The sequence below is a fragment of the Mitsuaria sp. MSU3D genome (genome assembly GCF_056867975.1).
In genome coordinates, this window is sequence record NZ_CP200314.1 from 5,062,991 (window position 1) to 5,086,821 (window position 23,831).

General features: G+C 68.8%; 21 protein-coding genes. 7 read left to right on the forward strand and 14 right to left on the reverse strand.

The features are described 5' to 3' along the window. The first annotated feature begins 163 nt into the window (after nt 1-163). Entirely contained in the window at nt 164-421 is a 258-nt protein-coding gene (locus AC1VNM_RS22215; RefSeq protein WP_483108324.1) for a YkgJ family cysteine cluster protein, read from the forward strand. Nucleotides 422-545: 124 nt separating this feature from the next. After that, nucleotides 546-1,547 (forward strand): Bug family tripartite tricarboxylate transporter substrate binding protein, encoded by a 1,002-nt coding sequence (locus AC1VNM_RS22220; RefSeq protein WP_377158812.1) that lies wholly within the window; start codon nt 546-548, stop codon nt 1,545-1,547. A 30-nt stretch (nt 1,548-1,577) separates the two neighbouring features. Here AC1VNM_RS22220 and AC1VNM_RS22225 read toward each other — a convergent pair whose 3' ends face one another. The 4 genes from AC1VNM_RS22225 to AC1VNM_RS22240 all read right to left on the reverse strand — a co-directional run bounded on the left by AC1VNM_RS22225 (nt 1,578) and on the right by AC1VNM_RS22240 (nt 6,061). After that, on the reverse strand, nt 1,578-3,746 hold the full coding sequence (locus tag AC1VNM_RS22225) for a peptidase domain-containing ABC transporter (protein WP_483108325.1): 2,169 nt from the start codon (nt 3,744-3,746) through the stop codon (nt 1,578-1,580). Beyond that, nucleotides 3,739-4,986 carry an HlyD family secretion protein gene (locus tag AC1VNM_RS22230; protein WP_483108326.1) on the reverse strand — a complete coding sequence of 416 codons (1,248 nt, stop codon included), beginning with the start codon at nt 4,984-4,986 and terminating at the stop codon, nt 3,739-3,741. Before AC1VNM_RS22230 ends, AC1VNM_RS22225 begins: the two co-directional genes overlap by 8 nt. 50 nt (nt 4,987-5,036) lie before the next feature. Beyond that, nucleotides 5,037-5,222, reverse strand: a complete 186-nt coding sequence (locus AC1VNM_RS22235; RefSeq protein WP_377158806.1) for a hypothetical protein — start codon at nt 5,220-5,222, stop codon at nt 5,037-5,039. A gap of 125 nt (nt 5,223-5,347) precedes the next feature. Next, nucleotides 5,348-6,061, reverse strand: a complete 714-nt coding sequence (locus tag AC1VNM_RS22240; protein WP_377158805.1) for a helix-turn-helix transcriptional regulator — start codon at nt 6,059-6,061, stop codon at nt 5,348-5,350. A 358-nt stretch (nt 6,062-6,419) separates the two neighbouring features. Here AC1VNM_RS22240 and AC1VNM_RS22245 point away from each other — a divergent pair, with 358 nt between their 5' ends. Then, nucleotides 6,420-6,665 (forward strand): hypothetical protein, encoded by a 246-nt coding sequence (locus AC1VNM_RS22245; RefSeq protein WP_067280137.1) that lies wholly within the window; start codon nt 6,420-6,422, stop codon nt 6,663-6,665. Nucleotides 6,666-6,680: 15 nt separating this feature from the next. Here the strand turns inward: AC1VNM_RS22245 and AC1VNM_RS22250 are convergent, their stop codons facing one another. From AC1VNM_RS22250 to AC1VNM_RS22265, 4 genes are all read right to left on the reverse strand, one after another. Next, nucleotides 6,681-7,859: an ABC transporter permease gene (locus AC1VNM_RS22250; RefSeq protein ID WP_483108327.1), complete on the reverse strand. Its 1,179-nt coding sequence runs from the start codon at nt 7,857-7,859 to the stop codon at nt 6,681-6,683. Next, entirely contained in the window at nt 7,856-8,665 is an 810-nt protein-coding gene (locus tag AC1VNM_RS22255; protein ID WP_483108328.1) for an ABC transporter ATP-binding protein, read from the reverse strand. Before AC1VNM_RS22255 ends, AC1VNM_RS22250 begins: the two co-directional genes overlap by 4 nt. After that, nucleotides 8,662-10,209, reverse strand: coding sequence for an alpha/beta hydrolase (locus tag AC1VNM_RS22260; protein WP_483108329.1), 1,548 nt, complete (start codon nt 10,207-10,209; stop codon nt 8,662-8,664). Before AC1VNM_RS22260 ends, AC1VNM_RS22255 begins: the two co-directional genes overlap by 4 nt. 66 nt (nt 10,210-10,275) lie before the next feature. After that, nucleotides 10,276-10,755: a MaoC family dehydratase gene (locus AC1VNM_RS22265; RefSeq protein ID WP_483108330.1), complete on the reverse strand. Its 480-nt coding sequence runs from the start codon at nt 10,753-10,755 to the stop codon at nt 10,276-10,278. Nucleotides 10,756-10,829: 74 nt separating this feature from the next. On the opposite strand from AC1VNM_RS22265, the gene gstA reads away from it, so the two are divergent. After that, entirely contained in the window at nt 10,830-11,438 is a 609-nt protein-coding gene (gene gstA / locus AC1VNM_RS22270; protein ID WP_483108331.1) for a glutathione transferase GstA, read from the forward strand. A gap of 19 nt (nt 11,439-11,457) precedes the next feature. Here the strand turns inward: gstA and AC1VNM_RS22275 are convergent, their stop codons facing one another. Continuing rightward, nucleotides 11,458-13,050 carry a thioredoxin family protein gene (locus AC1VNM_RS22275; RefSeq protein WP_483108332.1) on the reverse strand — a complete coding sequence of 531 codons (1,593 nt, stop codon included), beginning with the start codon at nt 13,048-13,050 and terminating at the stop codon, nt 11,458-11,460. Nucleotides 13,051-13,367: 317 nt separating this feature from the next. On the opposite strand from AC1VNM_RS22275, the gene AC1VNM_RS22280 reads away from it, so the two are divergent. Beyond that, a complete protein-coding gene (locus AC1VNM_RS22280; protein ID WP_483108333.1) occupies nt 13,368-14,207 on the forward strand; it encodes a hypothetical protein in 840 nt (279 codons plus the stop codon). Here the strand turns inward: AC1VNM_RS22280 and AC1VNM_RS22285 are convergent. From AC1VNM_RS22285 to AC1VNM_RS22300, 4 genes are all read right to left on the reverse strand, one after another. Next, on the reverse strand, nt 14,183-14,728 hold the full coding sequence (locus AC1VNM_RS22285) for a GFA family protein (RefSeq protein ID WP_377158788.1): 546 nt from the start codon (nt 14,726-14,728) through the stop codon (nt 14,183-14,185). The two genes, AC1VNM_RS22280 and AC1VNM_RS22285, sit on opposite strands and share 25 nt — an antisense overlap. A 109-nt stretch (nt 14,729-14,837) precedes the next feature. Beyond that, entirely contained in the window at nt 14,838-15,572 is a 735-nt protein-coding gene (locus AC1VNM_RS22290) for a hypothetical protein (RefSeq protein WP_483108334.1), read from the reverse strand. 91 nt (nt 15,573-15,663) lie between these two features. After that, complete coding sequence (locus AC1VNM_RS22295) at nt 15,664-16,905, reverse strand: DUF4397 domain-containing protein (RefSeq protein ID WP_483108335.1); 1,242 nt, start codon at nt 16,903-16,905, stop codon at nt 15,664-15,666. Between the two features lie 392 nt (nt 16,906-17,297). Further along, nucleotides 17,298-18,587, reverse strand: a complete 1,290-nt coding sequence (locus tag AC1VNM_RS22300) for a DUF4397 domain-containing protein (RefSeq protein WP_483108336.1) — start codon at nt 18,585-18,587, stop codon at nt 17,298-17,300. Between the two features lie 219 nt (nt 18,588-18,806). Here AC1VNM_RS22300 and AC1VNM_RS22305 point away from each other — a divergent pair, with 219 nt between their 5' ends. Both AC1VNM_RS22305 and AC1VNM_RS22310 read left to right on the forward strand, forming a co-directional pair. Then, nucleotides 18,807-20,867: an FAD-dependent oxidoreductase gene (locus tag AC1VNM_RS22305; protein WP_483108337.1), complete on the forward strand. Its 2,061-nt coding sequence runs from the start codon at nt 18,807-18,809 to the stop codon at nt 20,865-20,867. 172 nt (nt 20,868-21,039) lie between these two features. Then, a complete protein-coding gene (locus AC1VNM_RS22310; RefSeq protein ID WP_483108338.1) occupies nt 21,040-23,343 on the forward strand; it encodes a sensor domain-containing protein in 2,304 nt (767 codons plus the stop codon). A 27-nt stretch (nt 23,344-23,370) separates the two neighbouring features. Here AC1VNM_RS22310 and AC1VNM_RS22315 read toward each other — a convergent pair whose 3' ends face one another. Further along, nucleotides 23,371-23,775, reverse strand: coding sequence for a hypothetical protein (locus tag AC1VNM_RS22315; protein WP_483108339.1), 405 nt, complete (start codon nt 23,773-23,775; stop codon nt 23,371-23,373). Nucleotides 23,776-23,831 lie beyond the last annotated feature (56 nt).

The following is a 23,831-nucleotide window of genomic DNA, read 5'->3' on the forward strand; positions in this document are numbered from 1 at the left end:
GCGACGCGCCCAAGGCGCGAAATCAGGCGATGGAAGCCGGCTGGCGTTCAGATGAGGGAAGGGCGTGATTTTACGCGGGGCTGTGGATAAGTCACTGCCTCATGGGCATCGCCAAGGACCTTGTTGGCGCCATTCACGGGCGGGCGGCGACAATCTGTCTCCCATGAATTGCCGCCCCTCCTGCGCCGCCTGCTGCATCGCGCCGTCGATCAGCAGTCCGATCCCCGGCATGCCTGACGGCAAGCCGGCCGGGGTGCGCTGCATCCAGCTCGATGAAGCGCTGCGCTGCAGGATCTTTGGCCAACCGGAGCGGCCCGCGGTGTGCGGTTCCTTGCCCCCTTCCGAAGACATGTGCGGCGACTCCCGCGAACAGGCGATGCGCTGGCTGGGCTGGATGGAAGAAGAGACGCGACCCTTTTGAGCGTCCTGTCGACCCCTCTCTCCGGGGTGGGGCGGCCGCCGCCCGGCCCAGGGCCCTGAAAGCACGCTGACAGCGGGCCCCGCGTAGAGTCGGACTTTCCAGAAGAACCTATCGGAGACTCCGCATGATCCCCATCGACGAGGACCGCCGCCGCTTCCTCCTGCAGTCCACTGCGCTCGGCGCCGCGGGTGCCGCCCTCGGCGCGTCGTTCCCTGCCTTTGCGCAATCGACCTGGCCATCGCGGAACGTGCGTTTCGTCGTGCCCTTCGCTCCGGGTGGCAGTAGCGAGATCGTCGCCCGCGCAACCGCCGCCGAACTCAGCAAGACGCTGGGGCAGTCGGTCTACGTCGACAACAAGCCCGGCGGCGGCGGCAACATCGCGATGAGCGAGGTTGCCCGCGCGGAAGATCAGCACACGCTGATCCTCGGCCACATCGGCACGCTGGCGGTGAACCCGTACATCTACGACAAGCTGCCCTACGACCCCAACCGCGACTTCAAGCCCATCACGCTGCTGGCCAAGGTGCCCAGCCTCTACGTCGTCCACCCCGACGTGCCGGCGCGCAACCTGAAGGAGTGGGTGGCTCTCGTGCGCAAGAACCCGGGCAAGTTCAGCTACGGTTCTGCGGGCAACGGTAGTGCGGGGCACCTGGCGATGGAATACCTGAAGATGGTCGCCGATCTCTTCATCCTGCACGTGCCGTATCGAGGTACCGGCCCGCAGTTGACGGACCTGCTCGCGGGGCGCCTCGAGGCGGCCTCCGTGGGCGCGCCGGCCATCATGCAGTTCATCAAGGCGGGCAAGCTGCGTTGCATCGCGACCGGCTCCAAGGAGCGCCTGCCGCAACTGCCCGATGTGCCGACGGTCGCGGAACAGGGCTACCCCGGCTTCGAGATGACGCAGTGGTACGGGCTGTGCGCGCCGGCCAACCTGGCGCAAGCCAACGTCGACAAGCTGGCGGTCGAATCGGTGAAGGCGATCCGTTCCGCGTCGGCCCGGGAGCGTCTGAGCCATGACGCGGCCGAGGCTGTGGGCAACACGCCCGCGCAGTTCACGGCATTCATCGCGCAGGAGCAGCAGCGCTGGAAGCAGGTCGTGGCCCGCGCGAAGATCAAGCCGGATTGAACGGAAGAGACGGCGTCTGCGGGGCGCAGCTCAGCGGTGCTGGACCGAGCGGAGGTCCTGCACCACCCGTCCGCCCTGCAGGCTGACGACGCGCTGCGCCGCCGCGATCGTTTCGGGGCGGTGCGCGATGACGATGCGCGTCAGCGACAGCTGGCGAAGGCTCGCGTTGACGAGCCGCTCGCGCTCGACGTCGAGTGCGCTGGTGGCCTCGTCCAGGAACAGGAAACTCGGCCGCTTGTACAGCGCGCGCGCCAGCAGGATGCGCTGGCGCTGACCGCCAGACAGGCTTGAGCCCATGTCGCCGATCAGCGTCTGCAGGCGCATCGGCATGGCCTCGATGTCCTCGAGCACACAGGCCAGCCTTGCGCACTCGCGCACCCAGTCCGGATCGACGTCAAGGTCGAAGAAGCTGATGTTGTCGGCAATGCTGCCGGCGAAAAGCTGGTCGTCCTGCATCACCGTGCCGATGCGTTCGCGCCAGGCGTTCGCGCCCAACTGCGTCAGCGCCACGCCGCCGATGCGGATCTCACCGTGCTGCGGCGCATGGATGCCCAGCATCAGTTTCATCAGCGTCGTCTTGCCGCAGCCCGAAGGCCCGACGATCGCGACCGACTCCCCGGGTTCGATGCGAAGAGAGCAGCCGGCGATGACCTCCGGCTCACCATCGGCGTAGCGGAAGCGCAGGCCGTCGAGTTCCAGCGCCGCGTCGTGCGGCACCGCGCGGCCGGGTGCTTCGAACTCCGCCTCGGGTGCGGTCAGCACGATGTCGGCCAGGCGCTCGCCTTGGAGCCGCAGCATCTTCAGCGCGACCACCTTGTCGATCAGCCCGGCGATGCGCTGGCTGAACTGGTCCTTGTAGGCGAGGAAAGCGAACAGCATGCCCACCGACAGCGCGTTGTCCAGCACCAGCATCGCGCCCATTGCGACGATGACCACGCGTTCCAGACCGAACAGCAGCTTGTTGCCCTGTGTCATGCCGAGTTCGAGCTTGCGGCCGGTCAGTGACGCGTTCATCTGCTCGACGATCAGGTTGGCGAAGCGCGCGCCGCGATCCGCCTGCGCATTGAAGAGCTTGATCGCCTGCGCGCCGCGCAGCGATTCGAGGAAATGCGTGTTCTGGCGCGCCTCGTGGGTCAACGCTTCTTCCTGCGCGTCGCGCAGCGGTCGGAAACAGGCCCAGCGCAGCAGCGCATAGCCGGCCACTGCGGCCAGCGCGACAGACGTCAGACGACCGCTGTAAAGCACCATCATCGCCAGCGTCAGCAGCACCATCAGACCGTCGAGGATGGCCTCGATGAAGCTGCCCGTGAGCGTCTTCTGGATCTCCTGCACGCTGGAGAACCGAGACCAGATGTCGCCCAGGTGGCGCTTCTCGAACCAGGCGAGCGGCAGCCGCAGCAGATGCGAGAACACGTTGGAAAGCCACTGCAGGTTCAGCGATGCGGACAGGATCATCACCGCCCACGAGCGCAGCAGCCCGACACCCACTTGCAGCAGGACCAGCAGCGCGAAGCCGATGCCCAGCGTCACGAGCAGGTCGCGATCGGCGCTGACGATGACACCGTCGACGGTCCATTGCAGCAGGAACGGCGCGAGGAGGCCGAGCAGCTCCAGCCCCAGGGCGAGGGCCAGGACTTGCGCGATCGAGCGTTTCAGGCCGGTCACGTGACCGAGCAACTGGCGCCACTTCGGCGCAGGCGCAGGCGCCTTGCGCGCGAAGTCCATGCCCGGGCGTAATTCGAGGGCGACCCCGGTGAAATGCTTGGAGACCTCGGCGAGCATCAGCCTGCGCTCGCCATGCGCGGGATCGAGGACGACGGCACGGTCGCCGTCGACACGTTCCAGCACGACGAAGTGGTTGAAGTCCCAGTGCAGGATGCAGGGCGTCTGCAGCTTGTGCAGCGTCTGCGGCTCGGCGCGCAGGGCGCGGGCGGTGAGACCCAGCTGCGCGCCCATGCGGACCAGATCCGCCATGGTCAGACCCTTGAGGGAGACCGCGAAACGGTCGCGCAGCTCGCCGAGCGTCCAGCGCTGGCCATGCGCGCCGGCGACCATCGCGAGGCACGCGAGGCCACACTCGGCGGCCTCGGTCTGCAGGATGACGGGACGGCGGCGGCGCCAGCCGAGGTTCAGCCGCGACAGGATGCCGTCGGGCGTGGCGCCCGCGACAGGGGCGCCGGAAGAGGGGGCATCAGACACGGCGGACGAGGCTCAACAGCGGTTCGAAGATCCATTCGATCAGACGGCGCCGCTCGAGAAGCACGTCGGCTTCGAGAAGCATACCGGGGCTGAGCGTCTGGTCCTGCCCGTAGGCCTCGACCGACTGGCGTTGGAGCTGCACCGTGATGCGATACATCGGCTCGCCTTGCGCCATCGCGGCAGGCAGACCGAGTTGCGCGAGTTCCGCTGCCTGTAGCGGCGTACGCGAGACCTGCAGCACCTCGCCTTGCTGCTGGCCGAACTTCTGATACGGAAACGCCTGGTAGCGCAGCAGCACCGCCTGATGTGGTCTCAGGAAGCCGACGGCGCTGGACGGTGCGTAGAGGTGGGCCTGCAGTTGCGTGCGCGCTGGCAGCAGGGCGGCGAGTTGCGTGCCGGCCTGAACGACCTGGCCAGGCTCGGCGAGCACGGTGCTCATCTGACCGTCGCTGGGCGCACGCAATACCAGTCGTCGGCGCGCTTCGTTTTCGACGCCTTGCGCCTGCAGCGCGGCGATGTCGCGTGCGAGTTCCCCTTGCTGGACCTGCGCCTTCAACGGAATCGACTGAAGCTCAGCTTGCAAGCCCAACGCCTCCCGCTGCAGGTTCTCGCGCTCTCGCGCCAGCGCCTGCCGTTGGGCCTGCAAGCCAAGCAACTCCTCCCGCTTGGTCTGGACCTGGGCACTCGAAACGAACTGGTCCTTCGCCAGCGATTCGAGCCGTCCCAGACTCTGCTGCGCCAGTGCTTCGCGCTGGGCATGCAGCTGCAGCTCGGCGTCTGCCTGCTGCAGTGTGGATGCGAGCGTGGCGACCCGCGCCTTCAGCGACGCCGCCTGACTCTGCGCAAGTTCCCGCTGCTGCGCCTGCGCGGCACCCAGCGATTGCTCACGATCCTTCAAGGTCCGCGACAGGCCATCGCCAGTCGGGTTGGCGCTGTCGAGCGACAGCACGAACAGCACGTCACCTTCGCGGACTTGCTGCCCGTCCTGGACGGGTCGTGCCATGACGGTGGCGCTTTGCGGCACGCTCAGCCGCATCACGCCCCGCTCGGGCACCAGCAAGCCGTTGACGCGGGCCTTGCGGGTGTATTCGGTACTGAACAGGAAGGCACCGACTGCGATCACACCGCCCAGCGCCAGAATGCTCAGCCACTTCAACGTGGTCGGTCGATGCAATTGCACCGAACCCAGCCAGGCCTGCTGTTGCGAGGCCTGCGCCTCGGCGCGGAACAGCGCCACCACGATTTGCTACGCCTTGTTGCGAACCTGACGGTTCGCGAAACATGGAGGGTTTACCAAGTGCCCTTGGGTGCGGGTTCGACTTCCGCGGCGGACACATCGACGAGGACAGTCTGCCCCACCAGCCACGTGCCCTTCGGAGCGCCACCGCCGACATGCACCAGGGACTGCAGGTCCAACTCGACCAGACCTTCTTCGACTTGCGTGTTGACGGCGATGTTTTGGGGTTGGGCTTGCATGAGAGGCTCCAGATTCGGTGACGTGCCCAGGAATGTGTTGAGCACGGAACGGATTGAAGCAGCGTGCGGACGCCCGCATAACTGTCAGCTCTTACAGTGTTTACAAGCTGGCGCCGAAGGCAGCATCAGCGAATCAGGCCCAGCCGCAGGGCCTTGAGCACCGCCTGGTGCTTGTTCGAGCAGGCCAGCTTGTGCATCGCATTGTTGATGTGCAACACGGCCGTCCGCTCGGTGATGCTGAGGATCGCGCCGACTTCCCAGGCGGTCTTGCCTTCCATCGTCCAATGCAGGCACTCGAGTTCGCGCGGCGTGAGCCGGGGCGATTCGATGACCTTCTCTTCCGGCAGCAGCACGCGCAGCGCGGTGTCCACCGCGTGCACGGCGAACAGCTGAAGATCCGCGACCATGCGCGTCAACTGGCCCGAGTCGCTGGGCAATGGCTGATCGCGATCGACGCCGAGCACGAAATGCCGCCCCTCGGGCAGATGCAGCGCCAGGCAGATGCCGGTGCTGTAGCCGAATTGCGCCTGCGATTCCCAGATGTCGCTCGCGCCGTGACGGGCGTAGGTCTGACGGTCCCAGACGATCGGCATGCTGTTGCGCTTGCAATGCTGCATCACCGGATCGCGGCGGCCGAACTCCGGTGCGTGCATCACTTCGGCGTAGCCCACGGGGCAGTTGTCGATGGTGATGAACTCGGTCTCGGCCAGCGTGTGATCGACGACCGTGATGGCCGACACCGTCTGGAAGTCCAGCTTATGCGCGAAGCGGATCACCTCACTGCGGAACTCTTCGCGTGAGCGCGCTTCCAGGACTGATTGATAACCGCCTTGCAGCATTGATCGCTCCGGCCCGTGGCCGGCCTAGTGGGCCTCTTCGGTCGCTGTGGCGGACCTGCTCGCCTGTCTGTGATCCGCCACGCGCCCCATCGGGCCGCATAGGTCACGTGACGCATTCACGCCCCTGACAGGGTTTACAGCTGGCGAGCCGACCGCTTCGTGACCACACTTCTGGTCAAGGGGAGAAGCAGCAACCGCCGATCCGCAATAGCCAAACCAAACAATTCTGACAATGACACCAGCTTGGATTGTGTACGCGTGGCCACGAATATTGTGTGATGTCCAGCGTTTGCCCCGCTTACAGTTCGCGCATTTGAGCACGCGCGTGTTGGTGACGGGAGACGAGGATCACCCGGCCATGGGGCAAACCCTGTGGAGCGGCGAATCTGAATTCGGTGCAGCCGGTGTGGCGTGGGACTGGGTGCGCATGCCTTACGGGGTGGTGTCGATGGTCGATCCGATGGCGCTCGTGACCAACATGCAGTTCCTGAATGGTGAGGGCGAGGTGCTCGCGCCGATCGAATCGGCGATCCAGCTCAATGGCATCGTGCACATGCTGCCTTGGCAGGAGCAGGTCCAGCTGGCGCTCGCCACGCGCCACTGAGTACCCTGGTGCCGCTCATCGCGCCACCGCGGCGCGCATCGAGCGGGCCACCAGCGCGAGTCCGCCGAACGTGAGCGCGGCACCGACGATCACCGTCGGCATCACTTTCGCAAAGGTCAGCGGTTCGCCCTTGAGCACCTGCATCATGAGCTGGTTCTGACCGAGCCCCGGCACCCACAAGTGCCAGGAGGCCTCTCCCCCTGGATTGACGATGGCCACCATCGGCGTCAGGGCGATGGCGGTGATGACCAGCGTCGTGCTCGCCTGCGCCTCCTTGAAGGTCTTGGTGCGGATCGCCAGCGCCATCAGCACGGCGGACAGCCCCGCGCCCAGCGGGATCTGCAGCAGCAGGAAGCGCAACGCCTCGCCCCAGCCGAACTGGAACATCGCGGCGAGCGCGTCGCTGCGCATCAACCATTGGCCGGGCAGGAAGCTGAGGTTGGACAGCACCGCAACCAGCAGCCCGGCCATCAGCACGGCGGCCCACTTGCCCGCGACGATCGCTGAATGAGGCGCCGGGTTGACCAGCAGCGGTTCGAGCGAACCGCGTTCGCGTTCGCCGGCGGTGCTGTCGAGCGCCGCGGTCAGCGCGCCGTAGAGCACCGCCATCATGATGAACATCGGCAACATCTGAGTAAGCCGCGTGGAGCGCGCCTGCATGCTGGCGAGGTCGCGTTCCTGGACGTCGATCGGGCGGAGCTGCTGCGCGCCGATGCCGCGCATCGCCAGGGTCAGCGTCGCGCGTTCGCTGCTGAAGCCCTGCAGCAGGCGGCCGAGCGCGCCGACACCGGCCTCCGCGCGCTGGTTGGCGCTGTCGCTCACGATCTCCACCGTCGCCGGCTCGCCGCCTGCGAGCAGCGTCTCGAAGTCCGCCGGCACGACGAGGACCGGATCGGTGAGCTTCGAATCGCGCAGCCGCGCTTCGTAGTCGACGGGCGCGGTCTTGATCGTGTAGGTCTGGCGTTCGATGTAGTTGCGCAGGGTCGGCGCGTGCTCGATGCCCGCGACGAGCACCTCGCGCTGCTCCGCGCGCTCCTGCAGCGAGGCCGCCAAGCCCGACATCAGGGTCAGCATCAGCGGGCCCATCAGCACCGACGGGATCAGCAGGCGCAGCAGCGTGCGGCGGTCGCGGAGGGCATCGAGGACCTCCTTGGCGAAGACCGTCCGGAAGGCTTTGAAGAACGGACCGTTCATGCGGACTCCAGGCGCGCGGGCGCGGCTTCAGGGAAGGCGAGGTCGACGAAGGCGTCCTCGAAGCGCTGGCGGCCGGTCTGCGCCAGCAGTCCGTCGACGGTGCCCGTGGCCACCGAGCGGCCGTGGGACATCACGACCACCTGGTCGCAGAGCTGTTCCACCTCTTGCATGATGTGGCTGGAGAAGACGATGCACTTGCCACCGCCTTCGGGCGAGCGCAGGTGGCGCAGGACCTCGCGCAACGCGCGCGTGGCGACGACGTCCAGACCGTTGGTGGGCTCGTCCAGCACGATGTTGGCCGGGTCGTGGACGAGCGCGCGGGCCAGAGCGGTTTTCATCCGTTCGCCCTGGCTGAAGCCTTCGGCGCGGCGATCAAGGATCGCGCGAAGGTCCAGCAACTCGGCCAGCGATTCGGCCCGTGCCTGCGCCTCGTCCATCGGCATGTCCTGCAACCGCGCGAAGTAGACGATGTTTTCGCGTGCCGTGAGTCGAGGGTACAGGCCGTGCGCGTCACCAAGGATGCCCATCCGCGCCAAGGCCGCGCGCGGTTGCTTCAGCACGTCGAGGCCGTCGACCTCGATCGTGCCGCGGTCGGGCGGGAAGAGGCCCGCGAGCATCCGCAACGACGTGGTCTTGCCGGCGCCGTTGGGGCCGAGCAGGCCGGTGATGCGACCGTTGGGTGCGTCGAGGTTCAGGTGCTCCACGGCGATGACCGTACGGGCCTGGGCCTTCTTTCCGAACATCGACGCCAGCGACCCTCCGCCGCGCGTCTGGAAGGTCTTGTGGAGCGCATGCAGGCGGATCATCGGTCGGACTCCCGGGCGGCGGAGGCGGCGGCCGCGATGGCGGCCGGCGTGGGGGGCAGGAACGCGGGCGGACGGGGCACGCCCTTGGCACAACTCGCATCCACTTGAAGCGCGTCGGCGTCGCGCGGCGCGTCGATGAAGCGGAACAGCACGTCGCGCATGCAGGGCAGGGTCAGCGCGACGCCGTGGCCGGCGGCACCGACGACGACGTGACGCGCCTGGTCACCGAGCGCCACCTTCACGCGTTGCCCGTGCCGCTCCGGCGTGGCGGGATCGTTCCCGCCGCTGGTGAGCAGGACCGGGGACCTGGCCGTCGGGATCGTGTAGAAAGCCGGCGGCACCTCGCCGCGCGGCCACGCGCCGCAGACACGGGCATAGAGGTCCCGGTCCAGGGTGCCGAAGTCGGGCGCGGGCGCTTCGGTCGAGGCCGCGATGCGCGGCGCGTCCTCGGCGCAGACGACGGAAAAGTGCATGCCCTCGAAGATCCGCATCGCCCGCGATCCGCCGCCCAGTTGACCGGCCAGACCGGCCAGCGCGTCGAAGCGACCCAGCGAGGCCTCGTGCAACGCGGCCGGAAGCGCCGCGGCGACGCTGGGGGCATACAGCGGCGGCCGGACCAGCCCGAGCAGGCCCTCACGCGTCAGCGTCGCCTCCTCCGGCCGGCCGGTCAGCGGATGCGTGAACGAGACCTTGCGCGGCAGACTCTTGAGCAGCCCCTGCCACTCGGATTGCAGACCGGGGAAACGCGAGGCGCAGGACGCATCGGCCGCGCAAGCGCTGAACACCGTGTCCAGCGCCCGCTGCGAGTCCTGCGAGAACGTGACCGGCAGCACCATGTCGGGTGGCGCGACGCCGTCGATGACACTGCGGCGCACGCGATCAGGGAACTGACGCTGGTACTCGAGCGCCGCCCGCGTGCCGTAGGACGCACCGACCAGGTTCCAGCGCTCGACGCCAAGCGCCGCGCGGACCGCGTCCATGTCCTGCATCGCGATCGTCGTCGTGAAGAAGCGCAAGTCGCCGTAGGGCAGCTGCTTCAACGCATCGCGGCACTGTTCCAGCAGCCGGACCTTGGCGCCGGGCTTCAGCAGTTCGTCGAGGCTGCGCCCGCTGTTGTCCGGGCAGGCCAGCGGTGCCGACCGTCCCGTGCCCCGCTGGTCGATGAACACGAGATCGCGGCGGTAGTTCAGCCGGGACAGGCGGGGCATCACCGTGGCCGTCAGCGCGATGGCGCTCTGACCGGGCCCGCCAGCAAGCAGCAGCACCGGATCCGGCAGCTTGTTGCGCGCCAGCGCAGGCACGACGACGTAGTGAACGTCGATGCGGACGCTATCCGGTCGGGCGGGATCAAGCGGGCGCTTGAGGCTCCCGCACAGGACCTCGGTGGGCACGCCCTCGACGCGGCAGGGTTGCAGCGCTCGGCCAGGAGCATCGGCCCGCGCTTCGACGCCGGACAAGGCCGCCACGGCGGCCATCGCCATCAGGGCCAGGGCGCGGATCGGCCAGGCTCGGGGGACAGGGCTTGCCCCGGGACGCATCGTCATCAACTCGCTCCTCCTTGGTGCCCGGCGATTATGGCGAGCGGGAGGCGCGCGGGCGGGTGCCTTCGGTCAGCTTTCCGACCCGCTTTCCCTGCGACCGAACATGCCCCAGCCTTCCATGCTCATCACCTGCTCGTCCTTCTGGTTGAAGACTTCCCAGCCCGAACGCACCAGGCCGATCTGCGGACGGCTGCGACTGGCCTTCGTCTCCAGCACGGTCATGCGCACGCGCAACGTGTCGCCGGGGCGCACCGGCTTGAGCCAGCGCAGGTTGTCGATGCCGGGCGAGCCCTGGCTGGTGGAGTCCAGGAGGTAGGCGTCGCACATCATGCGCATGACCAGCGCGCAGGTCTGCCATCCGCTGATCGACAGGCCGCCCAGCACCGAGGCATCGGCGGCGGCTTCATCCAGATGCAGCGGTTGCGGGTCGTAGGCGGCGGCGAAGGCGAGACCCTCTTCGCGGTCGACCAGGCGCGAGCCGAACTCGCGCACCTGGCCGACGGTGAAGTCTTCGAACGCGTAGGTCTTGGCGGAGGAAGCAGTGCTCATGGAGGAGGCCCTTGGACGCGGTGGGGACTGGCAGACTGTACGAGTACGATCGACAAGTCAGAAGGAGACCCCCCATGAAGCTCTACTACAGTCCCGGCGCCTGCTCGCTGTCCCCTCACATCGTCCTGCGCGAGGCCGGCCTGGCCTTCGAGCCGGTGATGGCCAGCACCAAGACCCACAAGCTGCAGGACGGCACCGACTACTACGGCATCAATCCGAAGGGCTACGTGCCGCTGCTGGAGCTGGACGACGGCCAGCGATTGACCGAAGGGCCGGCGATCATCCAATACATCGCCGACCAGGCGCCGGACAAGCAGCTCGCGCCGGCCAACGGCACGATGGCGCGCTACCGGCTGCAGGAGTGGCTCAACTTCATCACCACCGAACTGCACAAGACTTTCAGCCCGCTGTTCAATCCGGCGATCTCCGAGGACGCCAAGGGCGTCTTCCGGACCAAGCTGCACGAGCGCTTCAAGTGGGTCGACGGGCAGCTCGCGGGCAAGCAGTTCCTGATGGGCGACCAGTTCTCGGTGGCGGATGCCTACCTGTTCACCGTCTCGAACTGGGGCCAGCACGTTGGCGTCGACCTGGCCGGCTATCCGGACCTGGTCGCCTACCGCGGCCGCATCGCGGCGCGGCCGGCGGTCCAGGAAGCGATGAAGGCTGAGGGCCTGCTGAAGTAACTCGGGACGAGGAGGGGCCTCAGCCCTTCTTCTTCAGCAGCGACTCGCAGGCGCCCTTGTCGCCGGCGTCCTGCTTGGCGCAGACGCCGTCCAGCTGGGCGCGCAGACGAGTGAGCGAGGCGTCGTGCTGCCCGCTCGCGTTCCACGCCACCAGCTGGCTGCCGACCTTCTGCAGCGAGCGCGCGCTGCGCTCGTAGAAGGCGCCCTTGTCCTTCTCGGCCTCGGCCAGCAGTTGCGCCGCGGCCTTCTCGATGCGGGCCGAATCCTGCGGCGCCAGCTCGACGAGCGCGCTCAGGTAGTTCGATCCCCATTGCAGGCGGGTGGCGGGGCCTTCGCTCTTGTTGAAGGCCTCCTCGTACCAGCGCAGTGCCTCGTCCTTCTTGCCCTGCTTGCGGGCGTTGCTGCCGAGCGAACTCATCAGGTAGTACGGGCTGTGGCTCTTGGCGATGCTGGCCTTCAGCAGCGCGTCACTCTCGCTCCACAGGCCGGCACGTCCGAGCAGGTAGGCCGCCGACGTGATCACCGCCTGGCGCTCATAGCCGTCGGTGACTTCCTTGTCGACCTTGGCGGCATGCGCCTTGGCCTCGGCCAGCAGCGGCGCCGGCAGCTTGGGAGCGAGCTCATCCTTCTTCTGGTCGAGGCGGGCCAACTCGACACGCGCCAGCAGCGACTGCAGCCGGTCGGCGCGCGACAGCGAGGCGTCGGCCTCGAAGCGCTTCAGCGCCACATCGAACTTCGCGACCAGTGCCTGCCGGTCCGCGCCAGCCGCGGGGGAGAGCGCGCGAACGATGTCGTCGCCGTTGTTGCTCAGCACGTCCATCTGCGCACGGGCGGCGGCCGGGTCTGCCAGCACCTGATCGACACGCGCCCGCAGGGCGGCGTCGGCCTTCAGGGCGCCGCCGCCTTCAGTGGCGGCCAGCGCCTTCAGCCACAGGCGCGTGGTCGTCTCCTCATCGACGCCCTGGCTCGCCGCAGCCAGCTTCGCGAGCAACGCCGGACGCTGCGCGGCGGGCACCAGCTGCTGCTCATCGGTTTCCCACGAATAGAAGCCCAGCAGCTTCCACTCGTTGGCGGAGATCTTCTTGCCGGCCTGCGCGTCGGCCAGCACGGTCTTCACCGGACGACCGCCGGCCAGGCCCAGCTGCAGCACGCGCAGCACCTGCGGCGCATCGACTTCGCCCGGCAGGCGGGTGAGTTCCTGACCGTCGTTGCTGAACAGGATCATGGTCGGGTAGCCGCGCACCTTGAAACGCGCGCCCAGGCGCTGGGCGCCGGGGTTGTCGCCGTCGATGTGGACCGCGACGAAGGCGCGCGACTGCTCGATGAAGTCGGCGCGGTTGAACAGCGTCGCCTTGAGCTGGTTGCACGGCGGGCACCACTTGGCGCCCCAGTACAGCAGCACCGGCTTCTTCTCGCCACGGGCCTGGGTGAAGGCGCGCTCGATGTCGGCGTCGCCGGAGGCCTCCTGCCACGACACCGAGGCCGAGGCGCTCGCGGCCATGGCCGTGGGCATCAGCGCCGGCAGCGCGCCGATCGTGGACAACGCGGCGGCGAGGGCGGTCAGACGGGCGGCCGAGCGGAGACGACGCGCCATCGAGGTGGGAAAGGTCATGGCAGGAATCGCGGCCTCGTGAGCCGGTCGATGTCGAGGAAGCTGGCATTGTGGCGCCGCGCCGCAGAACCCGATATGCGGGACGCTTCTAATCTTGCACGGCACTAGGGACCCTCTCCCCCTTCCCTGGGCGCAAGACGCGCCTGGCATTCGCCATGATTCCTGGCTCCCTGCCTTCTCTGCCACCTGCCTCGCCTGACGAGACCGAATCGGGCTCGGCGCCCGCATCCGACCCGTCTCAAGCGCCCTTGTCCCGGCCAAACTGGCAGTCGAACTCGGACTGGCATCGTTGCTCGGACGATTTCGACCGATGCACGTTGGTCGAACTGCAGCGCTGGGTCTGGGTCGTGATGCTCATGACCCTGCGCCGCTACGAAGGTGAGCCGTGGTGCCATCACGCCTTGCGGGCGAAGAAGGCCCAGTCGGACCTGAACAGGGACCACCCGGACCCTGCCACGATCGCGTCGATCCGGGCGTGGTTGCACGATGTCCGGCGCGACGTCGGTGCCTTGCAGCCTCAGCGAGATTCAGCGGCCGACCCGGAGGGCAAGGACCCGGCGCGCGATGGCGTTGTTCCTGGAGCGACGGCCATGGCGACGACCGCTCGCTCGACAGTCAGCGGCGAGGCGCTCAGTGCGATCCTGAAGTTCAGATCGAACCTGCCGGCGCCGGCCAAGGACCTGTTGCGTGAGGTGCGCTTCATTGCCGTCCCGTCGGCGGACATCGCTCGGGGGATGGTGCCGGTCACATCGATCGGGACGGTCCTGACCCATGGGCCGCAGGTCTCGCTTGATGAAGGGCAGCGGCGGATCTTTGTCGCGGGTACGAGTCGACAGTGGAAAGCGCTGGACGTCGAGCAGAGCCTCCAGCGCGCGCGGCCGGACTGTGCCGAGGTGTCCGCGATCTGGCTCGCGGTGGCGCACATGCTGGAAGCAGTCGCATCGCCGCGTGGCCGCGAGGATCAGTTCCTGCGCGCCCTCCACCTGGAAGAACGTGGGCGCGACGCGGCTGAGGCACCCACCCGGGAGGCGCTCGCCGTGTGGCTCCTCGCCCGCGCCTTGACGGGACATTGGCCGACGGATCATCGGGCGGTGCGCTTTCTCCGGCGCTTCCTGGGCCCGCCCGACGACGCTCAGGCCCCGCGCGGCGGATCCTGAGTCGTGGGGGCCGTCCCCGTGCCGGACGGACGCTTCGCCCGCAGGATCGCTCCGCGCTCGAGGCTTTCGGGGGACCAGTGCTGACGGACGTCGTAGTACTCCGGCACGGCGACGGCCTCGGGCGGCAGCTGGACCCAGGGCTGCTTGGAGGCGGTGAAGATGTGGATGTCCGGCGGCAGGCGGTCGGGCTCGTCGAGCGTGCCGACGCGGACGAAGCGCACGGCGTCGCCGCCGCCGGCGTAATTGCTCCAGACGGCGATCGCGCAGCTCGGGCAACGCCAGATCTTCTGGCCCTTGCCGCTCTCGCTCGGGTTCAAGAACGGCACCGGTTCGCCGGCCAGCAGCTCGACGCGGTCGGCCTCGATCATCGCGTTGAGCGCGAAGGCCGCGCCGCTCGCACGCTGGCACCAGCGGCAGTGGCAGCAGTGGACGATCAGCGGTCGGCCGGTCATGCGGTAGCGGACCTGGCGGCAGTCGCAGCCGCCTTCGAAGATGTCAGGCGTGTCAGGCGTGTCGGTCATGGCGTCTCCCTCGTGATGCGAGCGCGCAGGATAGCGGTCCGAAAACGGCCATTGCACCGCCGCCCGGCCACAAGAACCGGGGACGACGGAGGTCACCCGTCGCCGGACCTCAGACCTCGCCCAGCAAGTCCTGACCCTCGTCGAGCGGCGCGGGCTCCGGATATGCCTTGGCGAGCGTCATCCACGTGCCGAAGTCCGGTTTCATCGACCGGCGCGGCGCCGGGCGGCCGAGCTCGAAACGGAAACCCTCGCCGCCGTTCAAGTCGTGCGCGAACAGCACGCCGAACGCCGGCGGAATTTCCTCGACCTCCGCGATGCCGGCGCGCAGCACGTACCAGCATTGGCCGCTGAGTGCGAGGTAGGCCTGCGCCTTGGCGGGGCGGCGCAGCTCCGACAGCAGGTCGGCCCGGCTGACCTTGATCTCGTGCACGGCGGGTTCGAGGTAATCCTCGACGGTGGTGTTGCGCACCGAGTAGACGTCCGGCATCGCGTTGACCCATCGCATCCGCTCGGGCTCGTCCTCACGCGGGAGGCCGGCGCGCAGCGACAGCCCCCGCCAGACGACACGCCCCGCGCGTTGCAGCTCGACGGCCATGCGGGCGACCAGATCCTCGTGGCGGTGGCGTGCGGTGCGGTTTTTCTGGAGTCCGAGGTGCAGCACCTCGATGCCGGCCTCAGTCAGCCGCAAGGTCTCACGGCCGTGGGGATCGACCCGGCGCTCGAGCCAGCCCAGCGCCAGCAGTTCCACCTCCAGCATGTCCTGGCACGGCCAGCCGGCCGAGCGCCAGAGCTGGCGCAGGCGGCGGACCTGTGTCACGGTGGGACGGTAGACGGGCAGGGACATGCAGCGATGTTGCCGCATGTCCCCGCCAGGGACCGTCAGGAGGAGCGATGCGCGACGGGGAATCCCTCCGGCGGCCCGGACCCGCGGCCGGTCAGCGTTCGCGCCGCAGGATGCCGGCGGGTGCGGCGGGGTCTCCCGCCACGAACACGGCATACACGCCGTTGGCGCCGATCGCGACGTCGCGCGCGGCGTACAGCGGCGCGATGGACTGGGTCGAGGTGACCGTCAACAACGCGGCGCTGGCCGGCTCCACGGTGGCGTAGCCCGAGCTGCCCGGATCGACGGCGGCCACGACCGGGCTGTAGTCGAAGTTCATCGTGGTCGAAATGTCCAGACCGTTGACCAGCCGCAGACGCGCCTGGCCGGGCACCGCCGGCAGGCGGTTGTCGTCGGTCAGCACGGTCACGACAGGCGCGGCGGACACGCCGCGCAGCATCACGGTGTAGTCCCCGCCTGCCACCAGCGCCGGCAGCGTGGCCGCGACAGGACGACCGTCGACCGAAGCCGTCAGCGACGGCGCGCTGGCCGGCACCATGCGGTAGTCGCCGATCGTCGGCGAGGCCTGACCGGCCAACAGGGGTTGTCCTCCGAGGGCACCGTCGACGCGCCCGTCCGGCATCGCCGCGATCATCCGCACGCGCGCCGATACGTTGTCCAGGCGCGTGAGCTCGCCGCGCTGCGGGAGCATCAACGCGTGGACCAGAACGCCACCTGCTCCCCCTCGCAACACCAGCGTCGACACCTTGGCCGAGTCCAGTGTCACGGCGGGGAGGTCCAGCCGCACATCGTCGCGCTTCCCCGCGCCGGTGACGCGCAGTCGGTAGGTGCCGCTGCTGCGCATCAGGAACCCGCTGGATCCGCCGGCGAGCACGTTGGTGGCGAACGGCGGCGCGTCGGCTGGGTCGGCCGCTGGCTCGGTCAGGAAGACGTCGACCGGGCCGGCGTCCGGTGCGACGTTCAGGACCAGCAGCTTGCTCTGGCCGGAGACAGGCGCTTCCTGCTCCTCCTCCAGCAGGCTGGTGCGCACCGCGCCTGCGGGCCCGTACGCGATCAAGGTGTAGTGCGTGTCCGCCTTCAAGGTCGCGGGCGACGTGGCCACGGTGGCACTTCCGTTGCTGTTGAGCACCTGCAGGGACACGGGGCCATCGCCGCGGTTCGCATAGGACCCCAGCGTGAGCGCGGACACCGGGCCCGCCACCTTGTCCTTGTCGACGGCCAGATCGGCGCTCGCCAACTCGGGACTCGCGTTGAGCAGGCGGATCTGCGCGTCCTTGTCGTCACCGCCATTGCAGGCAGCGGTCAGCAGTGTGGCGGCGATGACGCCGAGCGGCATCAGCCATCGTGTGGTGCGGTCGGGAATGTGCATGGTCGGAGTGGCCGCCCGGGCAGCGGACATCGAGTGGATGAGGTCTCCGCAGACTAGGGGGCAGGCTTTGCCGACACATCAACTCGGATGGGTGGAACTGCCGACGGCTTCTAGTGAAAGAAGGTGTCCGCTGACTCAAATGAATGAGTCTGCTGACCCAAATGACTGGAAAGGGCGGGCGACGTTTCCGAAGGACGAAAAAAAGGCCACGCCTCGTGAGAGGACGTGGCCAACAGGGAGGAGGGTGCACCGGGCCGCGGTCGTGGTGACCGTCGCGCTGTGACGCGCATTCAGTGGTCCCGGGGCCGGGCGTTGTTCCCGGCCGATGCGCTCAGCGACGCATCATGGGTTCGGTCGGATCAGTTGGAAGAGCGCTCGCGACGCAGCGAACCGACCATTGCGTTGCTGTCGCCCATCACGAACACGGTGTAGACGTAGCCCGCCTGGATGCCCAGTTCGCTCAGGCTGTAGACCGGCGTCGTCGAGGACGGCGAGGTCACCGTCAGCAGCGCGGAGGTCGAGGCGGCGGTCGCCTGCGGCGACGACGAGGTGCCGGCCACCACGTTCGAGGCCAGCGCGCTGTAGTCGACGTTCAGCGTCAGTCCGGTGGTGGCGCTCGCCACGCCGTTGACCAGGCGGATCTTGGCCGTCGTGGTCGGGCTGGTCGGCAGGCGGTTGTCGTCGGTCAGGACCGCCAGCTTGGGATCCGCCGCCGTGCCCCACACCATGAGCGTGTAGTCGCTGCCCGCGGTCAGCGCCGGCTTCGTGAACGACATCAGCGCGCCGTTGACGTAGACCGACAGGTCCGCCGTGCCGGCCGCGACCGTCGTGTAGTCGCCGATCGTCGGCGCCACGGAGGTCGGCATCAGCGAGGTCTGGCCGATCGAGCCCGAGACCAGCGCGCTGCCGCCCACCGCGGCCACCAGGCGGGCCCGGACGGTCGAGTTGGGGAAGTTGGACGTCGCGCCCTGCTGCAGCAGCTGGATGCCGTTGACCAGCACGCCGCCGGTGCTGCCCGTCAGGATCAGCGTCGAGACACCGGCGGATGGCAGCGTGATGCTGGGGATGTCCAGCCGCAGGTCGGTCTTGGAACTCGCGGCGGTGATCCGCACGCGGAAGGTGCCGCTGTTGAGCGTGATGTAGCCGCTGCCCGAGCCGGTCGCGATGCCGCTCGCCACGGTCGAGGCGGTGTCCAGCGAGTCGTCGGCGCCGGTGACGTACACGTCCATCGCGCCGGCGTCCGGCGCCAGGTTCAGCACCAGCAGCTTGGACTTGCCGGTGGCCGCCGCGTCCTGGTCTTCCTGCAGCAGCGTCGTGCGCACCGAGCCGGCCGAGCCGTACGCGATCATCGTGTAGTGGCTGCCGGCGGCCAGCGTCGGCGTCGACGACGCCAGCGTGCTGCCGACGTTGTTGCTCTGCACTTCGGTGCCGGTGGCGTCGGTCTTCACGTCGGCATAGCTGCCCACGCCGGCATAGGCCACGCCGGAGTTCACCGTCGTGCTGTCCACGGCCATGTCCAGCGCGGCGTAGCCGATGCTGGCGTTGAGGAGGCGCATCTGCGCCGAACTGCTGTCGCTGCCGCCGCCGCAAGCGGTCAGCAGGGCGGCGGTGGCCACGCTCAGGCCCCAGGCCCAGGTCTTGAATCGCATCGTCCGACACTCCGATTGAGAATGCGGCGATTGAACGCGGGCCGTGTTGCTGGGGCTTGTGGCCGATTGCCAGCTTTGTGAACTTCCATATCAAGGCCGACACAGAGTTGCGCGGCGCCTCGGGTGTCCGTTTCCGGTATCGGTGCCGAGGTCTGGGCGCCGGGCCTCTTGGTATCGCCTCTCTAAACGCGCGCGGGCTCCGGCGCTAGCATCCGCGCGATGAACGCCTACCCGCAGCTGCTGTCGCCCCTGGACCTGGGCTTCACGACCCTCAAGAACCGCGTGCTGATGGGCAGCATGCACACGGGGCTCGAGGACTCGCGCAAGCACATCGACCGCCTGGCCGAGTACTTCGCCGAGCGCGCCCGCGGCCAGGTCGGCCTGATCGTCACCGGCGGCTACGCGCCCAACATCGCCGGTTGGACCAAGCCCTTCGCGGGCACGCTCATGACGGGCGGGGCCGCGCGCCGGCACCAGGCCATCACGCGGGCCGTGCATGGCGAGGGCGGCAAGATCGCGCTGCAGATCCTGCACACCGGCCGCTACGGCTACCACCCGTTCAACGTCGCGCCGTCGGCGTTGAAGTCGCCGATCTCGCCGTTCACGCCGCATGCGTTGAGCGAGCGCGGCATCGAGCGCCAGATCCGCGCCTTCGTCCGCTGCGCCGTGCTGGCGCGCGAGGCCGGGTACGACGGCGTCGAGGTGATGGGCTCCGAGGGCTACTTCATCAACCAGTTCCTGATCGCCGCCACGAACCAGCGCACCGATGCGTGGGGCGGCGACTTCGAACGCCGCATGCGGCTGCCCGTCGAGATCCTCACCCGCATGCGCGAGGCCGTCGGCCCCGACTTCATCATCATCTACCGCCTGTCGATGCTGGACCTCGTGCCGGAGGGCGGCAACTGGGACGAGGTGCTGCAGCTGGCGAGGGCCGTCGCGAAGGCCGGCGCCACCATCATCAACACCGGCATCGGCTGGCACGAGGCCCGCATCCCGACGATCGCGACCAGCGTGCCGCGTGCCGGCTTCGCCTGGGTCACGAAGAAGCTGCGCGACCAGCTGCATGCCGAGGGCATCCGCACGCCGCTGATCACCAGCAACCGCATCAACACGCCCGAGGTCGCCGAGTCGGTGCTGGCCGACGGATCGGCGGACATGGTGTCGATGGCGCGCCCGCTGCTGGCCGATCCGGCCTTCGTGCGCAAGGCCGCGGAGGGGCGGGCCGACGAGATCAACACCTGCATCGCCTGCAACCAGGCCTGCCTCGATCACGTGTTCAAGCAGGAGGTGGCGTCCTGCCTCGTGAACCCGCGCGCCGGTCACGAGACCCTGCTGCGCATCGTCCCGGTTGCCGCCGGGCAGCTGCGCAAGCGCGTCGCCGTCGTCGGCGCGGGACCGGCCGGCCTGGCGGCCGCGACGACGCTCGCCGAGCGTGGCCACCACGTCACGCTGATCGACGCCGCCCAGGAGATCGGCGGCCAGTTCAACCTGGCCAAGCGGATCCCGGGCAAGGAGGAGTTCCACGAGACGCTGCGCTACTTCAAGCGGCGGCTGGAGTTGCTCGGCGTCACGCCGCGACTGGGCCGTCGCGTGAGCGCCGGTGATTTGATGGACTACGACGAGGTGCTCCTCGCCACCGGCGTGACGCCGCGCGATCCGCGCATCCCCGGCCAGGACGAAGGCATCGCCCGGGGCCAGGTCTTGACCTACCTCGAGGTCCTGCGCGGCGAGAAGCCGGTCGGGCGTCGTGTGGCGGTCGTGGGCGCGGGCGGCATCGGCTTCGACGTGGCGGAGTTCCTGCTCGAGCAGGGGCACTCGCTGGCGCTCGACGCGCCGGCGTGGCGCAAGCACTGGGGTGTCGGCGATCCGGAGCAGACGCGAGGCGGGCTCGCACGTCCGCAACCCGAGCCCGCCGAGCGGGAGATCACCTTGCTGCAACGGCGCGCCGGCAAGCTCGGCGCGGGCCTGGGCAAGACCACCGGATGGATCCATCGCGCCGCCTTGAAGACGCACGGCGTACGGATGGTCGGCGGCGTGCAGTACGAGCGCATCGATGAGCACGGCCTGTGGATCAGCCAGGGCGAAGATCGCACCGATCCCGAGCGCATCGACTGCGACACCATCGTCCTGTGCGCGGGTCAGGAACCGCTGCGGGAACTCGAAGCGCCGCTGCGCGCGGCGGGCCGGTCGGTGCAGCTGATCGGCGGTTCGGCCGAGGCCAAAGAATTGGATGCAAAGCGTGCAATCCTGCAGGGAACGCGTGTGGCGGCCTCGCTGTAACCCCTAGCAACGTTTTCTTACCGGCGTCGATACTCCGGCGGTCGTGCATGAGGGAACGCCCGCGACCCGCGGGCGGCGCCGACATGGGGCCAGCTGTTGCCCCTCCATTCATAAAAAGATCCTTGGGTGAGCCATGCGTCTTCGCCTGAACCGTCGTTGGGGATGCCTTGTCGTGTCCGCGCTGCTGCCTGCGTGCCTGAGCACGTCGGCGTGGGCGGGTGCGTCCGCGTCCGTCCCCGCGGCGGTGCCGTCCGCGGCGCGGTCGATGGCGGCGCATCTGCCGACGTGGATCGATTCCGGCTCCACCGTGTTCTGGCTGGGCGCCGGCTGCGTGATCGGCGGCCTGACGCTGGGCGTGATGGTCAGCCTGTTCGTGCAGCAGCGCGGCCGTCTGCAAGGCCGCCGCGAGGAACTCCGACGCGTGCGCCGCGAGCGCGCCCGGCTCAGCGCGCTGCTGAACGCGATTCCCGATCCGATGTATTTCAAGGATGCCAACGGCGCCTATGAGGGCTGCAATCCGGCCTTCGAGCGGGCTGTCGGCCTCACCGAGCAGGAACTGATCGGACGCCGCGACGCCGACCTGCCGAACCCTCCGGGCTGGGTGGACACGCAGTCCGACGGCCGCCTCCTGACCTGGCGCGACGACAGCAGCGAGACCGGCGGCGGGACACGTTGCCTGGACGTCTCCAGTGCCCGCGTGTTCGACGACGACCAGTACCTGGGCCAGGTCGCCATCGCGCGCGACGTGACCCAGCTGCAGCAGGCCACCGACGCCGCCCGCCGCGCCGCCACCGTGTACGAGCACTGCGGCGAGGGCATCATGGTCATCGACCACCAGTTGCGCATCGTCGACGTCAACCCGGCCCTGGTGGCGATGGTCGGCCACGACCGGCAGACGCTGCTGGGCAAGCGCCCGTTGCTGCTGCGCGACGCCGAACAGGACCCCGAAAAGCTCCGTGCCCTGTGGACCGACATCGAGACCCGCGGCAAGTGGAGCGGCGAGGTCACCGAGCGCCACAAGAACGGCGACTCGATCCCGATGTGGGCGACCTTCGTGAAGGTGCCGGCACCGTCGGGCGATCCGGAGCAGGTGCAGTACCTCAGCGTGCTGACCGACATCTCCCGCATCAAGCAGACCGAGGCCGAGCTGCTGCACCAGTCGCTGCACGACAGTCTGACGGGCCTGCCCAACGCGGCGCTGCTGCGCGATCGCATCTCGCGCCAGGTCGGCAACGCGCAGCGCGAGCACACCTGCGTGGCCGTGCTGTACATCGACCTGGACGGTTTCCGCGACGTCAACGACATCGCCGGCCATGCCGCGGGCGACCAGGTGCTGCTGACCGCGGCGGCGCGCTTCGCCAACGTGACGCGGTTGAGCGACTCGGTGGCGCGCGTCGGCGCGGATGAATTCGTCGTCGTGCTGTCGGGCCTGGTCGACGAGGAGACCGCGATGCGGCTCGGCGACCGGCTGATCCAGGCGATGGACGAGCCGATCATCATCGACCATCACCGCTTCAACGTCGGCGCCAGCATCGGCCTGGCGCTGTTCCCGGCCGACGGCACGCACGTCGACGAGCTGCTGCGCAACGCCGAGGTCGCCATGGTGCGCGCCAAGCTGCACGCGCGCGGTTCGGTCCAGGCTTACCGGCCGGAGCTGACGCAGGCGGTGCAGCAGCGTTTCGAGCTGACGCACGCGCTGCGGCAGGCCAACGAGGCCGCGCAGTTCCGCCTCGAGTACCAGCCGCAGGTGCGGCTGAGCGACGGCGCGCTGATCGGCGCGGAGGCGCTGCTGCGCTGGCGCCATCCGACGCGCGGGCCTATCTCGCCGGCGGACTTCATCCCGCTGGCCGAAGAGACCGGCCTGATCATCCCCATCGGCCGCTGGGTGCTGGAGCAGGCCTGCGCGCAGGTGGCGCGCTGGCAGGGCCAGGAGGGCAAGCCGCAGCAGGTCGCGGTCAACGTTTCGGCGCGGCAGCTGCGCCAGCCGGACTTCATCGAGACGCTGGATTTCATCCTCGGCGAGACCGGCTGCCCGCCGAGCGCGCTGGAGCTCGAGGTCACCGAGAGCCTCCTGCTCGAGGACGCCGAGCAGGCCATCAGCCTGCTCACGCGGATCTCCAACCGCGGCGTGCGCATCGCCATCGATGATTTCGGCACCGGCTACTCGTCGCTGGCCTACCTGAAGCGGATGCCGGTCAGCACGCTGAAGATCGACCGCAGCTTCGTCAACGAGCTGAGCAGCGATGCCAACGTCGCCGCGATCGCCCGCACGGTCATCGTGCTGGCGCGCAGCCTGAACCTCGACGTGCTCGCCGAGGGCGTCGAAACGATCGAGCAGGCCGAGTGGTTGCGCCGCGAGGGCTGCGACTGGGCGCAGGGCTGGTATTACGGCCGCCCGATGCCGCCGGAAGACTTCGTCGTCACGCCGCCGCCCGAGCCGCTGCGCCGCGCGCCCAAGCGTCTGCAGCTGGCCTGATCGCCTTGCTTGCGGGCCGAGGCCCGATCACGCGTCGCCATCGCCATTCATCCGACGTCGCGGCGTCGCCGGCGCGGCGGTCGCCGAGGGCGCTTCCGCCCACACGCGCCATTCCTTCGCGCTGACTTCGCGGACCTCGAGGCCGCGGCGCAGGATGAAACTGGAGTCATGCCAGCTTTCCACCGGTCCGGCGAGCGTTCGCCGTGGCGGTGGTTCCGCGCCGAAGTCGGAATCGCCGAAGCTGCTGCCGCTGTCGGAGTAGCGACTGTCGCCATGGCTGAACCGGCTGTCGCCGTAGTGGCTGGGCAGCTCGCTGTCGGGGCCGCCGGCGCCCACGAACGGCCTGGACGCGGCGCGCGGGAGCTGGGACGGGGTCTGGGAGGGCCGGTACTTCATCTCGGAAACCTCGGAATCACGGGAGAGGCACTCCATGGTGATCCTGTCGCAGCCCGACCGTCAGCCCGCAGATGGAGGGGCTGAAGGGGGAG